This is a genomic window from Ramlibacter sp. (assembly GCF_035554825.1).
In the GTDB taxonomy this organism is placed as follows: Bacteria; Pseudomonadota; Gammaproteobacteria; order Burkholderiales; family Burkholderiaceae_C; genus Ramlibacter.
Genome location: NZ_DATMHS010000130.1, coordinates 1 through 16,006, shown reverse-complemented (window position 1 = coordinate 16,006; position 16,006 = coordinate 1). Strand labels below are relative to the sequence as shown.

The following is a 16,006-nucleotide window of genomic DNA, read 5'->3' as shown; positions in this document are numbered from 1 at the left end:
ACTCACTCTAAGAGCGATAGGCCCAGGCTTCGCAAATACGAGAACGTACCGTCGTAATAGGCAGGAAGGCGCGTCGAGTCTTGGTCGTCTCCCTCTGGAACAACTATGACCATGCCTTGCCGGGCCCGCGTGAGGAGAACACGATAAGCGTTCTTCTGAAATGCACGACGCTCCGGCATCTTGATGTTCTGCCAACGACTGCCGACAAACGAGAAATGCTCCCATTGGTTGTCGACGTGCCGAAAGTCACCATCCCAGACAACACAAGTCCAGTCCAGCTCCAAACCTTGCACATGGAATTCGGTTGCAACCTCTTCCAAGTAGTAGGAAGACCGGACATCATCTTTGTCGTCCAGAAACCAATGAACGGGATCCATCGGTGATCTGACGTCGATCGCATGCGGTCTCAGCCGCTGCGCCTGGGAGGACACCACAATCCCAAAACGTTCAGTCCCACGAGCTTGCTCGCGGAGCCAGCGCTTGGCCCGAGTCAAATTGCGGCAGAGAACAATTGGGTATCGTGTACGTAAACGGTCAAACGTTTGACGCGCAGTATGTACGTCCAGATCGAGAATGCTTTTAGCCAAGTCCGACACGTGTTCGGCTCGGAACGAACGCATCGATACTGAAAGATGCAAATCCGGATTGAACTGGGTCAGCGCGTGCTCCCGCGCTGTCTGCAGGGCATTCCCAGAGTCGTATTCCGAACCGTGCAGTTCGGGTGACATGAATACATGCCACTGCTCGAACGAGCGCCGAATCGCTTGGATCCACTCCGTGATGCCGGCTTCACCAGTATTGATTTCCTGCCCGCCCCCGACGAGGCAGACGATCACGGCCCAGTCTTGGTGACGATCCAAACAGGAGATGAGGAACTCTGGTTCCGACTGCGCGAAGCCGGGCCTGCTCTTCTTGCGCTGCATGAACATCGCCGTTTGCTGCAGATTCCAGGCGCGCTGGGCTTCGTCGAAGACTGCGACGTGGTCTGACGGCGGTCCCGGATCACGCAAGTATTCGTCCCGGAAGTGATGCACATTCTGCACAAAAGCGCGCACGCGACTCAATGCCTCACCCTTCCTCACCGACTTCCCGCGCTGATGCTCTCGCTCTACGTGATCTCTCGCCAGGGCTTCTCTGAGGACCGACACCAAAGGTCCATTGCCCGAAAGAAAGACGCTGTGCAATTCGCCCGGAGCCGTGTGCTTTGTCGCAACGTTGAGCCCGATCAATGTCTTGCCTGCACCGGGCACTCCGGTGACAAAGCAGATTGCTTTCTGGTTCTGCGCTTTGCACTGTTCAATGATCCGGTCGACAGCCGATGAAGTGAGATTGAGGTTGTCCTTCCCGGCACCGCTCCTCGCAATTTCTTCAACGCCGTGGCCCGCGTACAGCGCTCGTGCTGCTTCCACAATCGTCGGAGCCGGCAGATAACGGCCGGCCTCCCATTCCTCGACCCCAATTGGTGGTGCCGGGGACCACTGGAGCACCGCCCGCAAGGCCGCGGGCAGGGTGGCTTCTGATGCGAAGATGGGCCGAAAGACGCCGTCGTTGATGGCGCTCACTTCGATGCGCATGTCCGTTGACGGCGCGCGAGTCGCCACCAGGATCGGCGCTACCGCCTTGTCGTGAGTCGATGCGTGGAAGTTCTTGAGATCAAGCGCATAGTCCCAGACCTGATCTCGCGCGGCGGTCAGGAATCTGCTTTCGCCAACCTTGAACTCCAGGACAAAGACAACGTGGTCAAGAAGAGCCACAGCATCAATTCGCCGGCCCAGTCGAGGCACCGCGTATTCGAGGTACAGCCGCCCCCTGCCCGTATGTGCGGCAAGGACTTTCTTGAGAATCTGAACTTGCTCCAGCCAAGCATCGCGCTGCGGGGCCTCAACTGGAAACTCACTACACGCCGTGAGCGTGCCGAGAATAGTCTCGGCAGAATGCCCAAGGAACTCGGATACCGGTGCGGAGTAATACGCTCGCTTCATGCTCCACAGGAGAGTAGCGAGCTGAGAGGATACTGATTTCGCAGGACTACGATGTCCGAAGAATCAACGCTTGTCCGATGAATTCAGTCCGGCCCGACATTCGCGTTCACGCAATTAACTGGACTCTCCACGCTGCCGCGACGAATTCGTCGGACATTCTCCAACCAACGTCATAAGCCATTGTTGGCGCGTCTCTGCGCCACTTGACAACTCCGATCCAAAACTTAACCTTGGCGTCGTGAGCCGTCCGAGATCGTGAAGATCTGAAGGCGGCTCACAGCGGGGTTGCTCTCCGACAGTTCGCGATCGATTAGATCGGACTTGAACCGCAGCCACTCACACAACGAAAGGTGCGTGATGGAAGCGGTAACTCGCGGTGCTGCAAGCGCCATTTTCTCCCCGGACAACTTCGTCCATCCATTGCTGCTATTGATGCCGTACGGCCCGGACGCGCCGAAGCATCTGCGGCAGCTGCAGGCATCGGTGCTCGAAGCGCTCGAACCCGAAGCGGACGCCGAGTCTCGAATCGCGGCTGCACTGGCACTGCGAGATGCCGTTCACCGGCCTGGCACAAGAATTCCCGATCCAACCGTGTTGCTGATCGAGGTGCTGAAACGCGTCACAGCTGATCTGCCTCGTCCGGCGTTGATGGAGGAACTAGCGCACGCCCACCTCCTTCGCATTGGAATTCGCATCGACACAGATCACCTGATCGACCCCCTCGTCAGCCCCGTACCGCGGTTGCTACGCGATGAACCGCTGAAATCTTCGCCCACTGATGTTCGCGACTCCAACGAGCTCAACGACGCGCTGGACGTATGGTCGGAAGTCATTGCCAAGCTCATGGCGGGCGATGCTGAACAGCAGCTGAAGTCGATGGACGCGGATGATCTGTACGCCTGCCTTCGAGTGCTCGTGCTCTATCTGCTGTACAAGCGTGCGCCCGACTACGGTGACGACGAGAAGCATCGACTGGAGTACTTCGAGTCTATCGGGTTGTCGCTCTGGAATCTCGTGCGCGAGCGCGCCGTGGAGTTGGCCGGTTCAAGTGCTGATTTCGAGAGTTGCTTCGGCGACGCGGCACAACGTAGCGTGTGGCACCGCCTTCGTGCCGAAGTGTTGCTCAGGCAGAACGTTCGGCCATCGTCTGCACAAGGAGCTGAGGCCCCTACACGGGGGCGTTTGCCTGGAACACACCTTGTGATTGCAGGGAAAATTCCACCAGGTGCGAACGATGATGATCGCGAGACGTTGAAGCGCTACGCGCGGCTTCAAAGGCCGATTCCAATTGCAAAACTGCCAGACGTCACGGGCATCGAACACCTGGTCGACACGCTGTCTGAAGAGTTTCCTTGGGCACGCTCGGCGATCGAGGAACTCGCGGCAGACATCTCATCTCGGCGCCTATTTGGCGCCATTGAATTGGGAATGACACCTACGCTGCTGGTTGGCATGCCAGGATGTGGCAAGTCACGCCTCGTTCGCCGCATCGCAGAGGAGTTGCGCCTCCCTCTGTGCCCGATGGCCCTCGCCGGCATGAACGACTCGATGGCGTTGCTGGGTACAGCCCGAGGTTGGGCGACTGGGCAGCCCTCACCACTCATTGACGTGATGCTGCAGCACTTGTCCGCGAGCGCGCTCGTGCTACTCGACGAAATCGACAAGGTGGGGGGGAGCACCCGCAATGGCGTGCCCCCAACTGTCGCCTTGCTCAATCTATTGGAACCGGAAAACGCCAAGCGGTGGTATGACACCTATCTCCAGACGACCTGTGATCTGAGCAAGCTGATGTTCTGGGCCACGGCCAACACGTTGGGGTCCCTTTCGAAACCCCTGCTGTCTCGCCTCAGAATTGTGATCGTCGAAGAACCGCGCCCGTCGGACTTCGGCGCAATCGCACGTGGGGCACTGCGCGACATCGCAGTTGAATGGGGATTGGATGAAGCGACCCTTATTGAACTCGCGCCGGAGATTCCCGTTCAAGGGGTCCGAAATGCGAGAGAAGTTCGGACGCTCGTTCGCGCGTACCTGCACAGGTGGTCGCGGGAGCATCTCGGGCAAAGGCATCTCCACTGATCCGGCGGCCGCCCCACGACCCTAATCACCATCGGCCGGACCGATCTAATCTGGCAACTTAGCGCGCGAGCCCTTGGATTCGGCGCTCAACTAATACAGAATTGCGATTGAGAGGACAACAGAGGAGGGCTATGCTATGCAGGCCGATCTCGATAGTGCTCCAGGAACTTCAATACTGAGGTCTGGCAGTTCTGCCTTGACGGCAGCGGCAATTCCTTGCGGGTTCGCTGCCACCTTGTACTTAGCGGTTGCGAGTGTCTTTATGCCAATCCGCTATCAGCTGGGGTTCAGACCATCATCAATCTTTCCGGGTGGCGGGCCCGCGTGGATCGACCTAGGGGTGGCGTTCGCATTCGCACTGCTGCTCGGACTCGTGCTCTTACCCAGTCTGCGCAAGACGGCTCGTGTGGTGGGCCGGAGTACGCTGGGCTTGCTTCTGTCTCAGGCGTTTAGCCCCACCTACACCCTTGTCGGGCGCTGGTTCTGGGAACCAGCGGCAGCAAGCATGTTCGATACAGCCACTGGCGGCTCACGTTCTACATACCGTATCGCGACGGTGTCGCTCCTAATTTCGGCAACCTTAGCGAGCCACGCAGCGTTGGTCCTGCTACTGACGGTGATTTTCTCGCTCCCTGTGTGGATCACTCACCTCTCCGGGGATCCGGCCACAATGCCCTGCATTCTCATCTGGGCCATGGGCAGCCCCAATGGGGTGATCCGCGTCAAGTGCGATCCACTTCCGTTAGGGCAGTGGTACGACGAGGACGCGTTGTATTTTTTTGGTGCGCTGTTCCTCGCCTGGGCAGTACTCAGTATTGTTCTTGGATGTTCTGCAATGATTAGGTCAGCGTCGGCGGTGAGACGATATCAGTAGCAATGTTGAAAATCCTCCATCTCTCCGACCTGCACTATGTGGACACAGAGAGGTCCCCACGAGTTGAAGCTGGGGAGCGTGGCCCGACGGGGAACCGAGCACTCGAGAGGACCCTTGATCTGCTTCGAGATGAGCTGAAGGAGGCTGATTTCGTCGTCATCTCAGGCGATTGCACTGACACGGGCTCTCGTGCCCAGTGGGAGGCGTTTCTCGCCTCGATCGCCCGGATACCTGGGATTACCCCGAAGATCGTCCTCGTACCTGGCAATCACGATCTGAACTTCGTCGCGCGTGGCTTAGATGCATTCACTAGGACAGATACGAAGGATTTCGAAGGTCGCGACGCACGAGTCCGAAATTTCCTGTGGGCTCGCGCGCGGCTGGCAACTGAGCAGGTCTGCGAGAAGCCGGACGATACTCAGTCGGTGGACATCGATGATGCATTTCCCGCCGTCACAGTGAGGCGATGCCCAAGCGGGCTCTCGATCGCACTGATAGCAATCAACACTGTCGCTCCTTCAATCACCTCATTCGGAAACGCACTGGGTCGTTTTCTGGTGGGGCGAGTGTCGTCACTAGTCCAAAATTACCAAGAACAAGGCTTTGTTGTTGTAATCGTTGGGCATCACCATCCTCTGCCTTTCTTTGACGCTGCCGCTGCGGCCAAGTCGCTGCGGCAGCGTCTAAAAGACGTCCTTTTTGGCGCTGGAATGGAGTCCATCGACGGCATCAGGTTTTTGGACCAACTTGACGCTGTCGCGCGCGATGAGGTGCTCTATTTACACGGTCACAAGCACGTATTTCGGTCCCATCGCATGCGCTCAGGGCTTGTGCGGATTTGCGGAGCACCCTCGCTATTGTTCGGTGACGAGAGTACGGGAGATCGCGTCTGTGTGGCGGCACGGCACCATATCCGAGCTGCTGGGGGGCAGACGCGTTTCGAATCTTTCGCCGTAAGGACTTAGTGGAGGCCGCGTGCGACGTGACTCCAGCGCGTTGAGGGCTCCCAATGCGTCAACGGCCTCTCGTCGGAACTGCCACACGGGGTGTCCGTCGATGTCCGGGCCTGCGATCGCGGGGAGTTGCCCGGCTGCCATGAGCCGTTTGGCGGCCTTCTTTCCAATGTGGAGCGACTCGCAAGCTCTCACGAGATCCATCCACGTACTGGCATCGGCTTTCAGTCTTGCAAGCGAGCTGCTATGCACGACACCAGAGACACGCCCGGACGCGCGTTCAACGAGCCGTCCTTGGAGCAGGCCGCGCTCGATGGCCGAACGGACCCGCTGCGGTCGCCAGTGCAGCTCCTTTGCCGCCTTGGAAACCGGAATCCACACGTGCTCCTCGATCGCCGATTGAGAGAGGCGGCGGTTGCGTGCGGCGAGCTGTCCTGGCCATCGCTGCAGCACATAGGATTCGAATCCGGCACGAAGATCGGCAAAAGCTTCCTTGCGGCTTGCTGCAAACACTTCCCTGTACAGGCCGCCGAAGCGATCCGTCAGCCGCGTGGTACCGGCGTTGCCGTACTTCGCTGCGACATCGTCCAGCAACGCAAAGAAGCCAGCCGGCCAGTGGTCCAGCGCGGCTGCTGCTGCGTCCACCACGTTGCCGGCCGCTTCGAGGCGTTGGAGGTGGGCCAGCTTCTGAGCTCGTCTGGTCAGCCCGACGCCGTATGCCCCGAGCAACCAGACGCGATGCATCACCGCCTCAATTCGACCGGAGGTTGTGTCGCTGTTTCCGATCAGATCGTGCTGCCACGCATCCGCTATCGCAGAGGAGATCCGCAAACGGCCGGGCGCGCTGGCACGAGTCGGCCCCGCTCGCAGGTCTGCTCCGCACTCGCACGCCATCAGTTCTCCCCTGGCCCATCGAAGTGGTCGCAGGCATTCGGGACAGGTTTCGACCAAGTCGGTTCTGTGCACATGGCACGCCACGTAGAAAACAAGCTGCCAGAGCGCTTGCCAGATGGGCGATCTTTGCAGGCACACCGGGCAGTAACGCGGTTGCCGCGTGTTCCAGTAGCGGCCGGGCAGACCCTGCGGATCAGGGCTGCTCAAATGGCCAAGCCATGCCACGGGCCCCCTCATCCCGCCTGACGTCGGGCAAGGATGATCGCGGGAGTCAAATATTGTGCACAGGCGTGTCGGTGAGCCCAAGGCATTCGCGTCAGTCACCCGCAAGAGATATCCCTGGCGGCTCTCGCCAGGCTGTGGAATCGGCCTTATGAGGAGCATGGTGACCTCCTCGAGACATGCCGCTCGCCATCCGCGTCCCTGTAGCGCGCGGCAGCGGTGGCAGGAATGGACACTGTCGCCAAGCTGGCGTCAAACGAGTATGGCCATGTGAAACAGGGCGTCCTACCCGTACGTATGTCGTGAAGGTGCCTTGCGAGCGCCTCACCAGAAGTCTGGCTGATTTGCGACAGTGGCACGATCTCGTGCCGTTCGCTCATGGCGAACCGCCGCTTGCGAGCCTGGGCGACCAATAGTTGCAACGCGTCGTCCAGTTCGGCTCCTGTTCTCCACGCTCGATGCTGCGATGAGAGAACACCAACGCTCTGGAGCAGCTCAAGTTGATGCGGTGTCGCACGCAGCAGCTCCCCAACCGCCCGCTCAGAGAAGCGGCTCTTAGCCAAGTCCTTGCGGCTGCCCCGGGCGCGTATGTGCGTCAGCAGAGGCAGAGAACGCGTCGTGTCAGAACGCAACCTTCCCGTCGCATACAGGTGGCGACGCCCCACCTCGAGCACGCGCGCCTCTAGATAGGCGCGCGCCTGAAGACGCAGAAGCCGCGGGTATTCGGCAGCCACTGACTGTTGCAGCTGCCCGATGGCCAGTAGCGGCGCGAGGGCCTCCTGGTAGGTGACGATGCCGTCCTCCTCGAACGGGCCGCCGGAAAAATGAGCGGCGTTCACGCGCTCTTGCAGCGAGCGCCATCCGACGGGCCATCGACCCAATGCGTCGGCCGCGCTGCATGCTGTAGCGGCCTCGGCGCGAAGACTGTCGGTCGCGTTTTCCATGACGGGCACCGCGCTGCAGACCCGTCGCAGCTTCACATTCGTCAAAAGATGCAAGATCCCGAGCATCTGATTGAGTGGAATCTTGTCGAGCATTGCGGGAAACCCGAACCGTCGCCCCGCCTTAGTGGGAAGCTCCCCGCCCAATCGCTCCTCAATGGTGACAGTCAGTGCACACACGGCATCCGGCGCGGGCGAGGTGTGCGCGGCGATCAGATCGAAGCCACAGCGGCACGTCGCCACGCCAGCCCGCCGCCAGGACAGCGTCACCTTGCATCGCGGGCATCGATCGATCAGCCAGCATCCATGCCTGGGACAGGCGACAACGGCGCTCAACTCCCAGGACGCATGTAGTGCTCGCGCCAAACGCATGCACTTCGGGCAGATGGCGCAGCGCTCGAGCCGAAGCCGAGTCAAGGCGATCCGGTGGCCGGCGAAGCGGCAGGTCCGAGCGGCAGCGTTGGACAATCCTCGCGAATCGAGCGCACCGAGCGCCGCAAACGGCACGCCCGTCGCTTCAGCAGCCTGGGCCAGCCGTGACTTGGTCGCAGCCGCATGCTGGCGGCTGCCTAACAGCATCAGGTACAGATCGATATTCGGCAGCAACCCGTTGTCCTCTGCGAGGCGCATGAAGTACCCGCGCAGGCCCTCGCCCGTCATCGGAAAGGGCCGCGCGAGCAGCGGCCCCGCCAGTTCAAGCGCCGAAGCCATGAAAGGGCTCCTCGGGGCCGGTCAGCGGCATGCAGTTGAACCGCTTGTCGAAGGGATTGCGGTTGCTCGGACAGCGCGGGTAGATGACCTCGGCGAACGCCTGATGCAGCGCCTCGCGCGTCAGCTGCGTTGCCCTGGCGAGCAGCGTGTTGCGCAGGGCGCATTCCACGAGCTGGATCAGCAACCCAACGAGACCGAAGCTGGCGAAGTGAAGCGCCTCCGCCGTCTGCGGATCAATCAGCGCGGACGGTCCCGTGAAGGGGAGCTTGTGATGCAGCGCCAGGAGCAACCGCAGAAAGTCCGTACGATCTGCCGCAGTACCAAACCCGAAGGGCCTGATACCGATCTTGGGACTGCAACGCCGCCCAAGCTGCTGGTTCTGGACGAAGTACGCGCGACAGGACGGCGTGCCGATGAAGACGCAGGGGATGCCTGTGTCGTTCATGAGGTTCTTGATCGTATCCGCAGCGATGTTCCGATCACGCCCGTTGAGGTTGTCAGTGATGTGCTGGAACTCGTCGAGGATCACCAGTTCAACCTGGCACTCCTTGAACAGCTTGCGAACCCGGTTCATGCGGAACTCGGCCGATCCGGCGTGAGGCAACGGATCGCCGAGCGCGATGAGAATGGCCTCACCGATCGCCTTGGCCGTGGGATGTCCGGGCAACTCGACCCGCAGCACTGGAATGAGCACCCGATCACTCGCCTGACTACGCGGATAGCGCTGCTCGTACTCCTTGGCAGCGGTCGACTTGCCCGTGCCGGTCAACCCGTAGATCAACATCCCGCGGGCCTTTCCGCGGTGATGACGCGCAGCGCTGTGCATTGCATGGATCTGCGACAGGCAATCGTTCAGCACGGTGTGTTCCACGAGTGTCGCGACGAACTGGGCGACCTGCAGTTCGACGTCGTCGTGCGCAGCCGATTCCATGGTCGCCCGGTGCTTGTAGGCGGCCGACGGTGCAACGGAAATGTTCATGATGTGGTCCTTTCAGAAGAGATCAGATTGGCCAGTTGCAAACGCTTCCAGCCCTTCGAACGAAACCGGGGAAGGTGCGGGCTCGCGGCGAGGCTTTTCGCTGCGGACGGCAGCCGCAGCTTCCGCGCGAGACTGCGTGGCCACCCCAGAGCGACTGGCCCTCGGCGTCTTGTTCGCCTTGCTCTTGGCCTTCGCGGGCACCTGCACCTCCTGTTCGGCGAGCGCGAGCAGGTTCTGATGCCGTTCGTGCATCTGCCTGGCCTCGTCGAGCATCTCCTGCTTGGACGCAAGCAGCGCGCTGCGGTATTGCAGCGCCTCGTACCTCTCGCGGGCGAGCGCGCGGCACCACTCGTGCTGCTCCTGCGTCAGGCCGTTCGCGTACTCGGGCCAGGTGCACGGGGCCTTGAAATACGTGTTGGTCCGCGGATCGAGCACATGGATGAAGCCGAGATCGTCAGCGTTCGGCTTAACTTTCAGGCGCCGGGACGAGGCAGGGCGCTGACTGAGCTCGCAGTAGAGATCGTTGAGCTCCGCACCGGCATAGTGCAGCGAATTGATCTCGATGCCCTTCGAACCGAGCGTGCGCTCCTCCGTCGCCGTCAGGTACACGTCCAGCACCTCGATCCGCCGCGGCAGAACGGGGTGGTCCACGTTGCCGTCACGCTCGTTCCACTTCTCCAGCGGGCACGTCTGGATCCCGCGGTGGAATTTCTTGTTGTACACCTCGACGATCCAGCGGTACACCAGCCGGCGCAGGTCCTCCACCGGAATCACGGCGTTCTTCAGCGAGTCGTAGTCCTCCCGCAGCCAGTACTTGGCGAACGTGGTCCCGGGCAGCAGGTGAATGAAGCGGTAGTTGATCTCCTGCAGGAAGCGTTCAATGACGCCCTTGTAGAACGGCTGCCGAGGCGGACAGTAGACGAGACTGACCCCGAGGTCGAGCGCTGCGCCTTCCAGCGCGTTCGAGTGCAGCTCCTTGCCGTTGTCCAAGACAATCTGACTTGGGACACCGCGCGCCGGCCAAGGCCCCTTGATCCTGTAGCGCTTCAGCAGCTCGTCCTTCGGCAGGATGGCATGCTTGAGGGCGCGCAGTACCGTTGCCGCATTGGGCGGCCGGAAGCTGATCCACGCGCCGACAATCATCCGTGAAGCGACGTCGATCAGCACCGTCAGATACGGGCGGCCGACGACGAGACCGCTTTCGTCCGCGGTGCAGATCACGTCGAGCGGCGAGTGGTCGATCTCAACGCGTTCGAGCAGGCGTGTGGGCTGGTTATTGCGCGTGAAGATCCTGGTCGCTTTGCGCGCATACGCGGTGCTAAAGCGAGCCTGCAGGGTCACGAAGCGATCTGCCTTGTCGATCAGGCGCTGCAGCTGCCGCCTCGTCGGCCGCGGCAGTTGATCCACTGGTGGCCTCACGAGGTTCATGCGATCGACCTCGGCTTCGGCGCGTTCCAAGGTCTCCGAGACCGACGGGCGGTTTCCGGTTGCATAGAACTCGTCGATCACCCGCTCCAGAACAGGCACCAGACCCTCGGGAATTGGCGCCGGGCGACGGCCACGAAGGTCGTGCCGGTTGATCAGATGCCTGGCGCTGAAGTCGGAACAGACCCACGCGCGCCGCCACGCGTAGAAAGTCGAAACGCTTGGCGGGCTTGAGCGTCGCGCGACATCCGGGAGCTTGTCCGGAAGCTCCCTGTGCAGTTTCAGTATCGCCTCGTGAACTTCCGAGCGCCGGAACAGGACACGTCCTCGCGGACAGATGCCGTTGAGGAAATGCAGTTTGACCTTGACCTCACCCCGAGCTTGCTCGCTGCAGTCGGCGAGCGACTTCTCCAGCGCCTTGTCGCACGTGTTGTGCGGCGCGTCAGGTGCGGAGAACAGATCGAGGAATTCGATCGCGCCGGCCTCGTATTGCTTGCGCAGCTGGGCGGCGCTACGGGTCGTGACCTCCTGCGTGGCCAGGTCCCTCAGGACACGGTTGCGGGCACCCTGCTCTATGACCAGGAAGCTTCTGTCCTGCTCCCGGAACCTTGTCCCGGTCGTGAAGTTGCCATCGCTGCTCATGACAGTCCCCCGCGCATGCCTGAGAAGTTGCACCGGCGGTCGGCAATACAGTGCGGGTCGGCAATGCCAGGCGTCCGCAGCAGCCGCAGTGACGGGGATTCCTCGAATGCGCGGGCAAGCACCTTCTGGACTCGCGATTCGATCTCACCGGTTTCGCCGGGGTCGTACGTGGCAGTGTCGGTAGCGCCGTCGCCAAGGCTTTCAACGTACTTCGCCTTTCGGCTGTCGAGCGCGCGACGCACGTCGTTCATTCCGGCTGCTCGCATGTGGTCTTCCGTGAGAACCACGAAGTGGAATCCCTTTCGCACTGCAGCCATTGCTGCTCGCGAGAGCTTCGTTTGCCAGCGCTCGGACTCTGCTATCTGCCGCGGCTTTACTTCCACTAGCCACGGAATCCAGCCTGTCCATTCGACGTGAATGTCCGGCGTGTACTGAGACGAGCGAGCCGGTTGGCCCATCTTCAGTCGCAGCGCTGGCGGCTGTTCCGTATATCTTGCGACTCCGCTCACCAACTCGAACATCTGCATCGCGTGCATTTCGAGCAGGGACTCGCACCTGATGAATCGCTGGTTCTTCACCGACGAGAACTTCGCGCGGAAGCTCCGACCGCTCATGCAGCGGACGGGGTCGCGCGTGGGGCCGACGACGAGATTTCCGCCGGACGCAGGCGTTCCGACGACCGCGGCCGCAACCGCGGTGAAGTTTGTTGAAGACATAGCTGAATTCCTCCGCAGCGTCAGCTCCGCCATCGCGGAACGATGACGCCGCAATTGCGTTGCCCAGGACGAGCACGACCGTCGCGTCAGCGTCGACGGCTCCCTACCAGGCGCGGTATGTTGCAGTCAAAGCGCGCACGAGCGCGGGCAGAGTGCTACCCGGCACGCGGCTCAGGATGTGCGCGCGCTCGAAAAAACGCTTGACCGCACGGCGAGGAAGTTGCGATACTTCAGTTGTCGAAGCTAAAGGTAGCGCAAGCTAACTCACCACGCGGGGCAAGCCGAAAGGTTTGTCCCGTTTTGGTTTACGGCATCGATTCCTCCTTCCATACCTTGTCCTTGCGCCACACGCGATGGCGCGTCGGCGTCAACGCTGGACGTGTCGCCGGCGAAAAGCCACGCAGGACGCTCAGGAGCGCATCCAGCTGGGCCTCTGGCATGTGATCCAGCCAGTCAAAGATCTCTCGGGCGAGGCGGTACGCCTTCGGAGGTGCTTCGGAGGGAACAACATAGCTGCGTTGTGACGTGCGTGCCGCCTGGACCAAGTCATGCGCCTCGATCGCGGACAGAGCGAGAGCCGCGGAGAGCTCCCGGACGAACTCCTCCGAAACGCCCTCGCGCAGGTCGTTCTCAAGCGCCGAAATCTTGCTGCGGTCGCAGTGCAGCAAGTCGGCCAGTTCATCCTGGCGCAGCCCCCGGGAAACACGTAGGGCTCGCAGCGTTTCGGCAAATGGGCTCAAGTCTTCTCTTTCGGGCGCACGAGCCGGCGAGAGAGCCGCCAAACTCGTGCGCGTTCATGTTCCGGCAGAAAGGCCGAGTCGCGCAAGGGCTCTGCCGCGGCCGCTTTTTGCGCCCGAAGACGTGTGCGAGATACGCCGTATGCGGTGCGGTCAGAGGCGGAGCCTTCACTGAATCAGAGCCAGCCAAGTGATCGCAAGACGATCGCCCGGCCCCCTATGAGATATTGGGTACGCGTTCGGTGCTTTCGGAGAGCGAGTCACATGGGAGACTCACGCATCTGTCACGCGGACCAAGACCTCGGTTTGCTGCCGGCGTCAGTGCGTCAGTTTTGGCGCATTGGCAGGCGTGGTGTGCCGTCTCAACTCTGGTCTAACGCTTGGGGACGTACTCTTCACGCGGTGCTTGCGCGACGTAGTAAGGTCAGGGATGGACCACTGACTGCTCGCTGGTGACCCGGTTCATCCTGCTTTCTATGCTGATCCAGCATGCGCGGTCCAACAGATGGACGCTGTGACAGTCATGCTGGCAGGTCTCGCTGCAGGAGCGAAGCTTCTGTTCTTTCTGACTCGCCGCGGCTCATTCAGCGGCGCTACTCCGCTCGAGGCACTCGCGCTTGGTGAGTTCGCGAGAGTATGTGCTGCGACATCTGCGGCAGCGGAATCCTGACGGCGAAACACAGTCATAAGTTGGCGCGCATTCGAGGCGTTGGCTGAATTGGTGGACGCCCTTGGCGCGGTGCTTGGATCATTGCCCCAGGAGCGTTTCGGTCATGCGTGGGCGCACTGGCTGCGGGTGGGAGCCAAGAGGGTACAGTTGCAACGTGGAAGATCTTGAGCGAATGGTGTCCAACCCGCTCTATAGCGGGATTGATCAAGTCATGCGCGTGCTTGCTCCCCTCCCCGATGGCGCAAAGCTGGAATTCTTGTGCAGTCGCCGTGGCTCGTTGGGCGGGGCCGCAGTGCTGGACGCACTTGCGATGGGACAACTTGCACGGGTCCTTGCAGCAGCGGAGGCGTTCGTCCAAGGATGATTTTGTCAATTGTGGCGGCGGCGGGAGCGCGCGGACGGCCCTGGCACATGGGGCTCGGCTTCGGTGCACTGAACATAACTTTGAATTGCATGGCACCGCAGCGCGCCGTGGCATTCAGCGCAGCCAGCCAGGCTTGCCGCTGACGATCGCGATGGCGCAAGCGATCAGCAAGGCCACTTGAGCGCCGCCAAATGCGGCCATGACTATTCCGCGGGCGTCACCGCGTTGCGCGTTGGCGATCGCCTGGGTGCTCTCGTCCCAAGCCGCCATACCACTGCGTAGGCGAGCCACAGTAGGAACAGCGCGAGTGAAGACCTGATCACTGCGATGAACCGGACCCCCGTTGGTGGTTCCACTGCGGCGATCCCCGTGACCTCGCGCGGATGTCAGGACCGGCGAGGGCGCTTCTTGGCAGCGGGCTTCTTGACGGCAGGCTTCTTGGGTGCCTTGTCAGCGAGGGCGGCGAGCCGCTGGGCCGCCTCACGCTTACCTATGCCGCGCACAGCGGCGAGCGCCTGTAGTTGCGCCGCACGCGGGCGCTGCCCTTCTTCCCAGTGATAGATCGTCTGGCCCGACACGCCGACCAGCGCACCGTAATCCGCCGCGGAAAGACCAAGCCGCTTGCGGTGGACGGCCACACCCGCAGACCTGAACCTGCGCTGCACCGACTCTTCGGTTGCAGCGGGCGCCGCTCGCGTCGCCTTTCCCGAAGAACGAACTTGCTTGCGCAGTTGTTCGACTTCTCGCCGCAAGGCTGCGATGGTCGATCGGTGCTGGCTGGACGCCTTTCGCAGCGACGCTAGCTCACTTCGGATTTCCCGGCGCGCAAGCCGCGCGATTTCGGATTTAAGTACGGAAGCGATGTTGGCCATAAGCCGTATTGTTGCACCGCCCCGTGTGCCGTCATTTCTTAAGGCACTGGCTCATGAACTTCTTGCGCTCGTCGCCTTTCATGTCCTTGGCTTCGGCATTGCACGATTTCATCTTCGCCTGCTGCGGCGTTTCCTTCTTCGCGCTCAAGCACTCTTTCATGAACGCCTTGCGCTCGTCACCCTTCTTGCCCGCAGCCTGCGCGTTGCATTCGGACATCTTCGTCTGCTGCTTGTTCTCGACCGCATGCGCTACGCCAGTGCTCAGGGCTACCGCCAGAGCGAACACACCGATGATGCTTTTCAAACTCTTCTCCTTGAGCGCTGGATTGCGCCGTGGAATTGCAGCACACGGCCGGGATCCGATCAACTCTCAGGACAGCCGCAGGCCAAGGGGCCCAAACGGACTATCGTCAAGATCCATCACGTCGAAAGCTTCGGCGACCGCGAGGACGCTCTTCGGGTGAGGCCTGCCCGGCGCCAATAAGCTTAGTATGGCTACACTTATCAGACGAGCGACGGCGCTTGGCGCGGTCAGAGGGCTCGCCTTCGGCTACACGAATCGGAGGAGATCAATTGCAGGACTTCTACTCGTTCCACTTCCTCGAAACGATCTCAAATCAGCTGAAGGCGCGTCTAGATCTGTTGACCGAAACACAGCTGGACGGCGCCTCCTTGGCAACCCTTAGGGACTATCAGATCGAGAAGGCATCCTGCCAGGGCGTGTACTTGCTCCAGTATCACGGAGTGCCGGCGTATTTGGGCAAGGCCACGGACGTTTGCGATCGACTGGGCCAGCATTTGGAAAAACGTGAGCGTCCAGCCATCCCACCTTGTCTTGCGCTGACGCGCCAGTGACGATGCTGTCCATCAAAAATTGATGGACAGCAATGCAATCGCAAACATCTCAATCGCGCAGACGCCGCACGCATGACGCGCAGTTCAAGGCGG

13 protein-coding genes and 1 pseudogene are annotated in these 16,006 nt (G+C 61.1%); 3 read left to right on the top strand and 11 right to left on the bottom strand.

Going from position 1 to position 16,006, the window contains the following annotated elements:
• Positions 1-2 precede the first annotated feature (2 nt).
• On the bottom strand, positions 3-1,982 hold the full coding sequence (locus VNT59_RS15785; RefSeq protein WP_325499766.1) for a DUF2075 domain-containing protein: 1,980 nt from the start codon (positions 1,980-1,982) through the stop codon (positions 3-5).
• Between the two features lie 357 nt (positions 1,983-2,339).
• On the opposite strand from VNT59_RS15785, the gene VNT59_RS15780 reads away from it, so the two are divergent.
• Entirely contained in the window at positions 2,340-4,058 is a 1,719-nt protein-coding gene (locus VNT59_RS15780; protein ID WP_325499763.1) for an AAA family ATPase, read from the top strand.
• Positions 4,059-4,934: 876 nt separating this feature from the next.
• On the top strand, positions 4,935-5,897 hold the full coding sequence (locus tag VNT59_RS21895) for a metallophosphoesterase family protein (protein WP_414708401.1): 963 nt from the start codon (positions 4,935-4,937) through the stop codon (positions 5,895-5,897).
• Here VNT59_RS21895 and VNT59_RS15775 read toward each other — a convergent pair.
• The 10 genes and pseudogenes from VNT59_RS15775 to VNT59_RS15735 form a co-directional block, all read right to left on the bottom strand.
• Positions 5,787-6,629 (bottom strand): hypothetical protein, encoded by an 843-nt coding sequence (locus VNT59_RS15775; protein ID WP_325499761.1) that lies wholly within the window; start codon positions 6,627-6,629, stop codon positions 5,787-5,789. The genes VNT59_RS21895 and VNT59_RS15775 overlap by 111 nt on opposite strands.
• A gap of 264 nt (positions 6,630-6,893) precedes the next feature.
• Positions 6,894-7,163, bottom strand: a pseudogene (locus VNT59_RS21890) (hypothetical protein); the annotation flags it as partial.
• Positions 7,151-8,653: a TniQ family protein gene (locus VNT59_RS15770; RefSeq protein ID WP_325499759.1), complete on the bottom strand. Its 1,503-nt coding sequence runs from the start codon at positions 8,651-8,653 to the stop codon at positions 7,151-7,153. The pseudogene VNT59_RS21890 and the gene VNT59_RS15770, both read right to left, overlap by 13 nt.
• A complete protein-coding gene (locus tag VNT59_RS15765) occupies positions 8,637-9,632 on the bottom strand; it encodes a TniB family NTP-binding protein (protein WP_325499757.1) in 996 nt (331 codons plus the stop codon). Before VNT59_RS15765 ends, VNT59_RS15770 begins: the two co-directional genes overlap by 17 nt.
• A gap of 12 nt (positions 9,633-9,644) precedes the next feature.
• Positions 9,645-11,699 carry a hypothetical protein gene (locus VNT59_RS15760; RefSeq protein WP_325499756.1) on the bottom strand — a complete coding sequence of 685 codons (2,055 nt, stop codon included), beginning with the start codon at positions 11,697-11,699 and terminating at the stop codon, positions 9,645-9,647.
• A complete protein-coding gene (locus VNT59_RS15755; protein ID WP_325499754.1) occupies positions 11,696-12,415 on the bottom strand; it encodes a Tn7 transposase TnsA N-terminal domain-containing protein in 720 nt (239 codons plus the stop codon). Before VNT59_RS15755 ends, VNT59_RS15760 begins: the two co-directional genes overlap by 4 nt.
• A 305-nt stretch (positions 12,416-12,720) precedes the next feature.
• Positions 12,721-13,155: a helix-turn-helix transcriptional regulator gene (locus VNT59_RS15750; protein WP_325499752.1), complete on the bottom strand. Its 435-nt coding sequence runs from the start codon at positions 13,153-13,155 to the stop codon at positions 12,721-12,723.
• A 1,145-nt stretch (positions 13,156-14,300) separates the two neighbouring features.
• Entirely contained in the window at positions 14,301-14,456 is a 156-nt protein-coding gene (locus VNT59_RS15745; RefSeq protein ID WP_325499750.1) for a hypothetical protein, read from the bottom strand.
• Between the two features lie 116 nt (positions 14,457-14,572).
• Positions 14,573-15,058, bottom strand: a complete 486-nt coding sequence (locus VNT59_RS15740) for a helix-turn-helix domain-containing protein (protein ID WP_325499748.1) — start codon at positions 15,056-15,058, stop codon at positions 14,573-14,575.
• A gap of 31 nt (positions 15,059-15,089) precedes the next feature.
• The gene (locus tag VNT59_RS15735) at positions 15,090-15,362 is read right to left on the bottom strand and encodes a PsiF family protein (RefSeq protein ID WP_325499746.1); all 273 of its coding nucleotides are present in this window, start codon (positions 15,360-15,362) and stop codon (positions 15,090-15,092) included.
• A 269-nt stretch (positions 15,363-15,631) separates the two neighbouring features.
• Here VNT59_RS15735 and VNT59_RS15730 point away from each other — a divergent pair, with 269 nt between their 5' ends.
• Positions 15,632-15,913: a hypothetical protein gene (locus tag VNT59_RS15730; RefSeq protein ID WP_325499744.1), complete on the top strand. Its 282-nt coding sequence runs from the start codon at positions 15,632-15,634 to the stop codon at positions 15,911-15,913.
• Positions 15,914-16,006 lie beyond the last annotated feature (93 nt).

What these genes read in the sequence shown, in the direction of transcription:
- VNT59_RS15765 (WP_325499757.1), bottom strand. Translation starts at nt 9,632, where the DNA reads ATGAACATTTCCGTTGCACCGTCGGCCGCCTACAAGCACCGGGCGACC.
- VNT59_RS15755 (WP_325499754.1), bottom strand. Translation starts at nt 12,415, where the DNA reads ATGTCTTCAACAAACTTCACCGCGGTTGCGGCCGCGGTCGTCGGAACG.
- VNT59_RS15775 (WP_325499761.1), bottom strand. Translation starts at nt 6,629, where the DNA reads ATGCATCGCGTCTGGTTGCTCGGGGCATACGGCGTCGGGCTGACCAGA.
- VNT59_RS15780 (WP_325499763.1), top strand. Translation starts at nt 2,340, where the DNA reads ATGGAAGCGGTAACTCGCGGTGCTGCAAGCGCCATTTTCTCCCCGGAC.
- VNT59_RS15785 (WP_325499766.1), bottom strand. Translation starts at nt 1,982, where the DNA reads ATGAAGCGAGCGTATTACTCCGCACCGGTATCCGAGTTCCTTGGGCAT.
- VNT59_RS21895 (WP_414708401.1), top strand. Translation starts at nt 4,935, where the DNA reads ATGTTGAAAATCCTCCATCTCTCCGACCTGCACTATGTGGACACAGAG.
- VNT59_RS15770 (WP_325499759.1), bottom strand. Translation starts at nt 8,653, where the DNA reads ATGGCTTCGGCGCTTGAACTGGCGGGGCCGCTGCTCGCGCGGCCCTTT.
- VNT59_RS15740 (WP_325499748.1), bottom strand. Translation starts at nt 15,058, where the DNA reads ATGGCCAACATCGCTTCCGTACTTAAATCCGAAATCGCGCGGCTTGCG.
- VNT59_RS15745 (WP_325499750.1), bottom strand. Translation starts at nt 14,456, where the DNA reads ATGGCGGCTTGGGACGAGAGCACCCAGGCGATCGCCAACGCGCAACGC.
- VNT59_RS15760 (WP_325499756.1), bottom strand. Translation starts at nt 11,699, where the DNA reads ATGAGCAGCGATGGCAACTTCACGACCGGGACAAGGTTCCGGGAGCAG.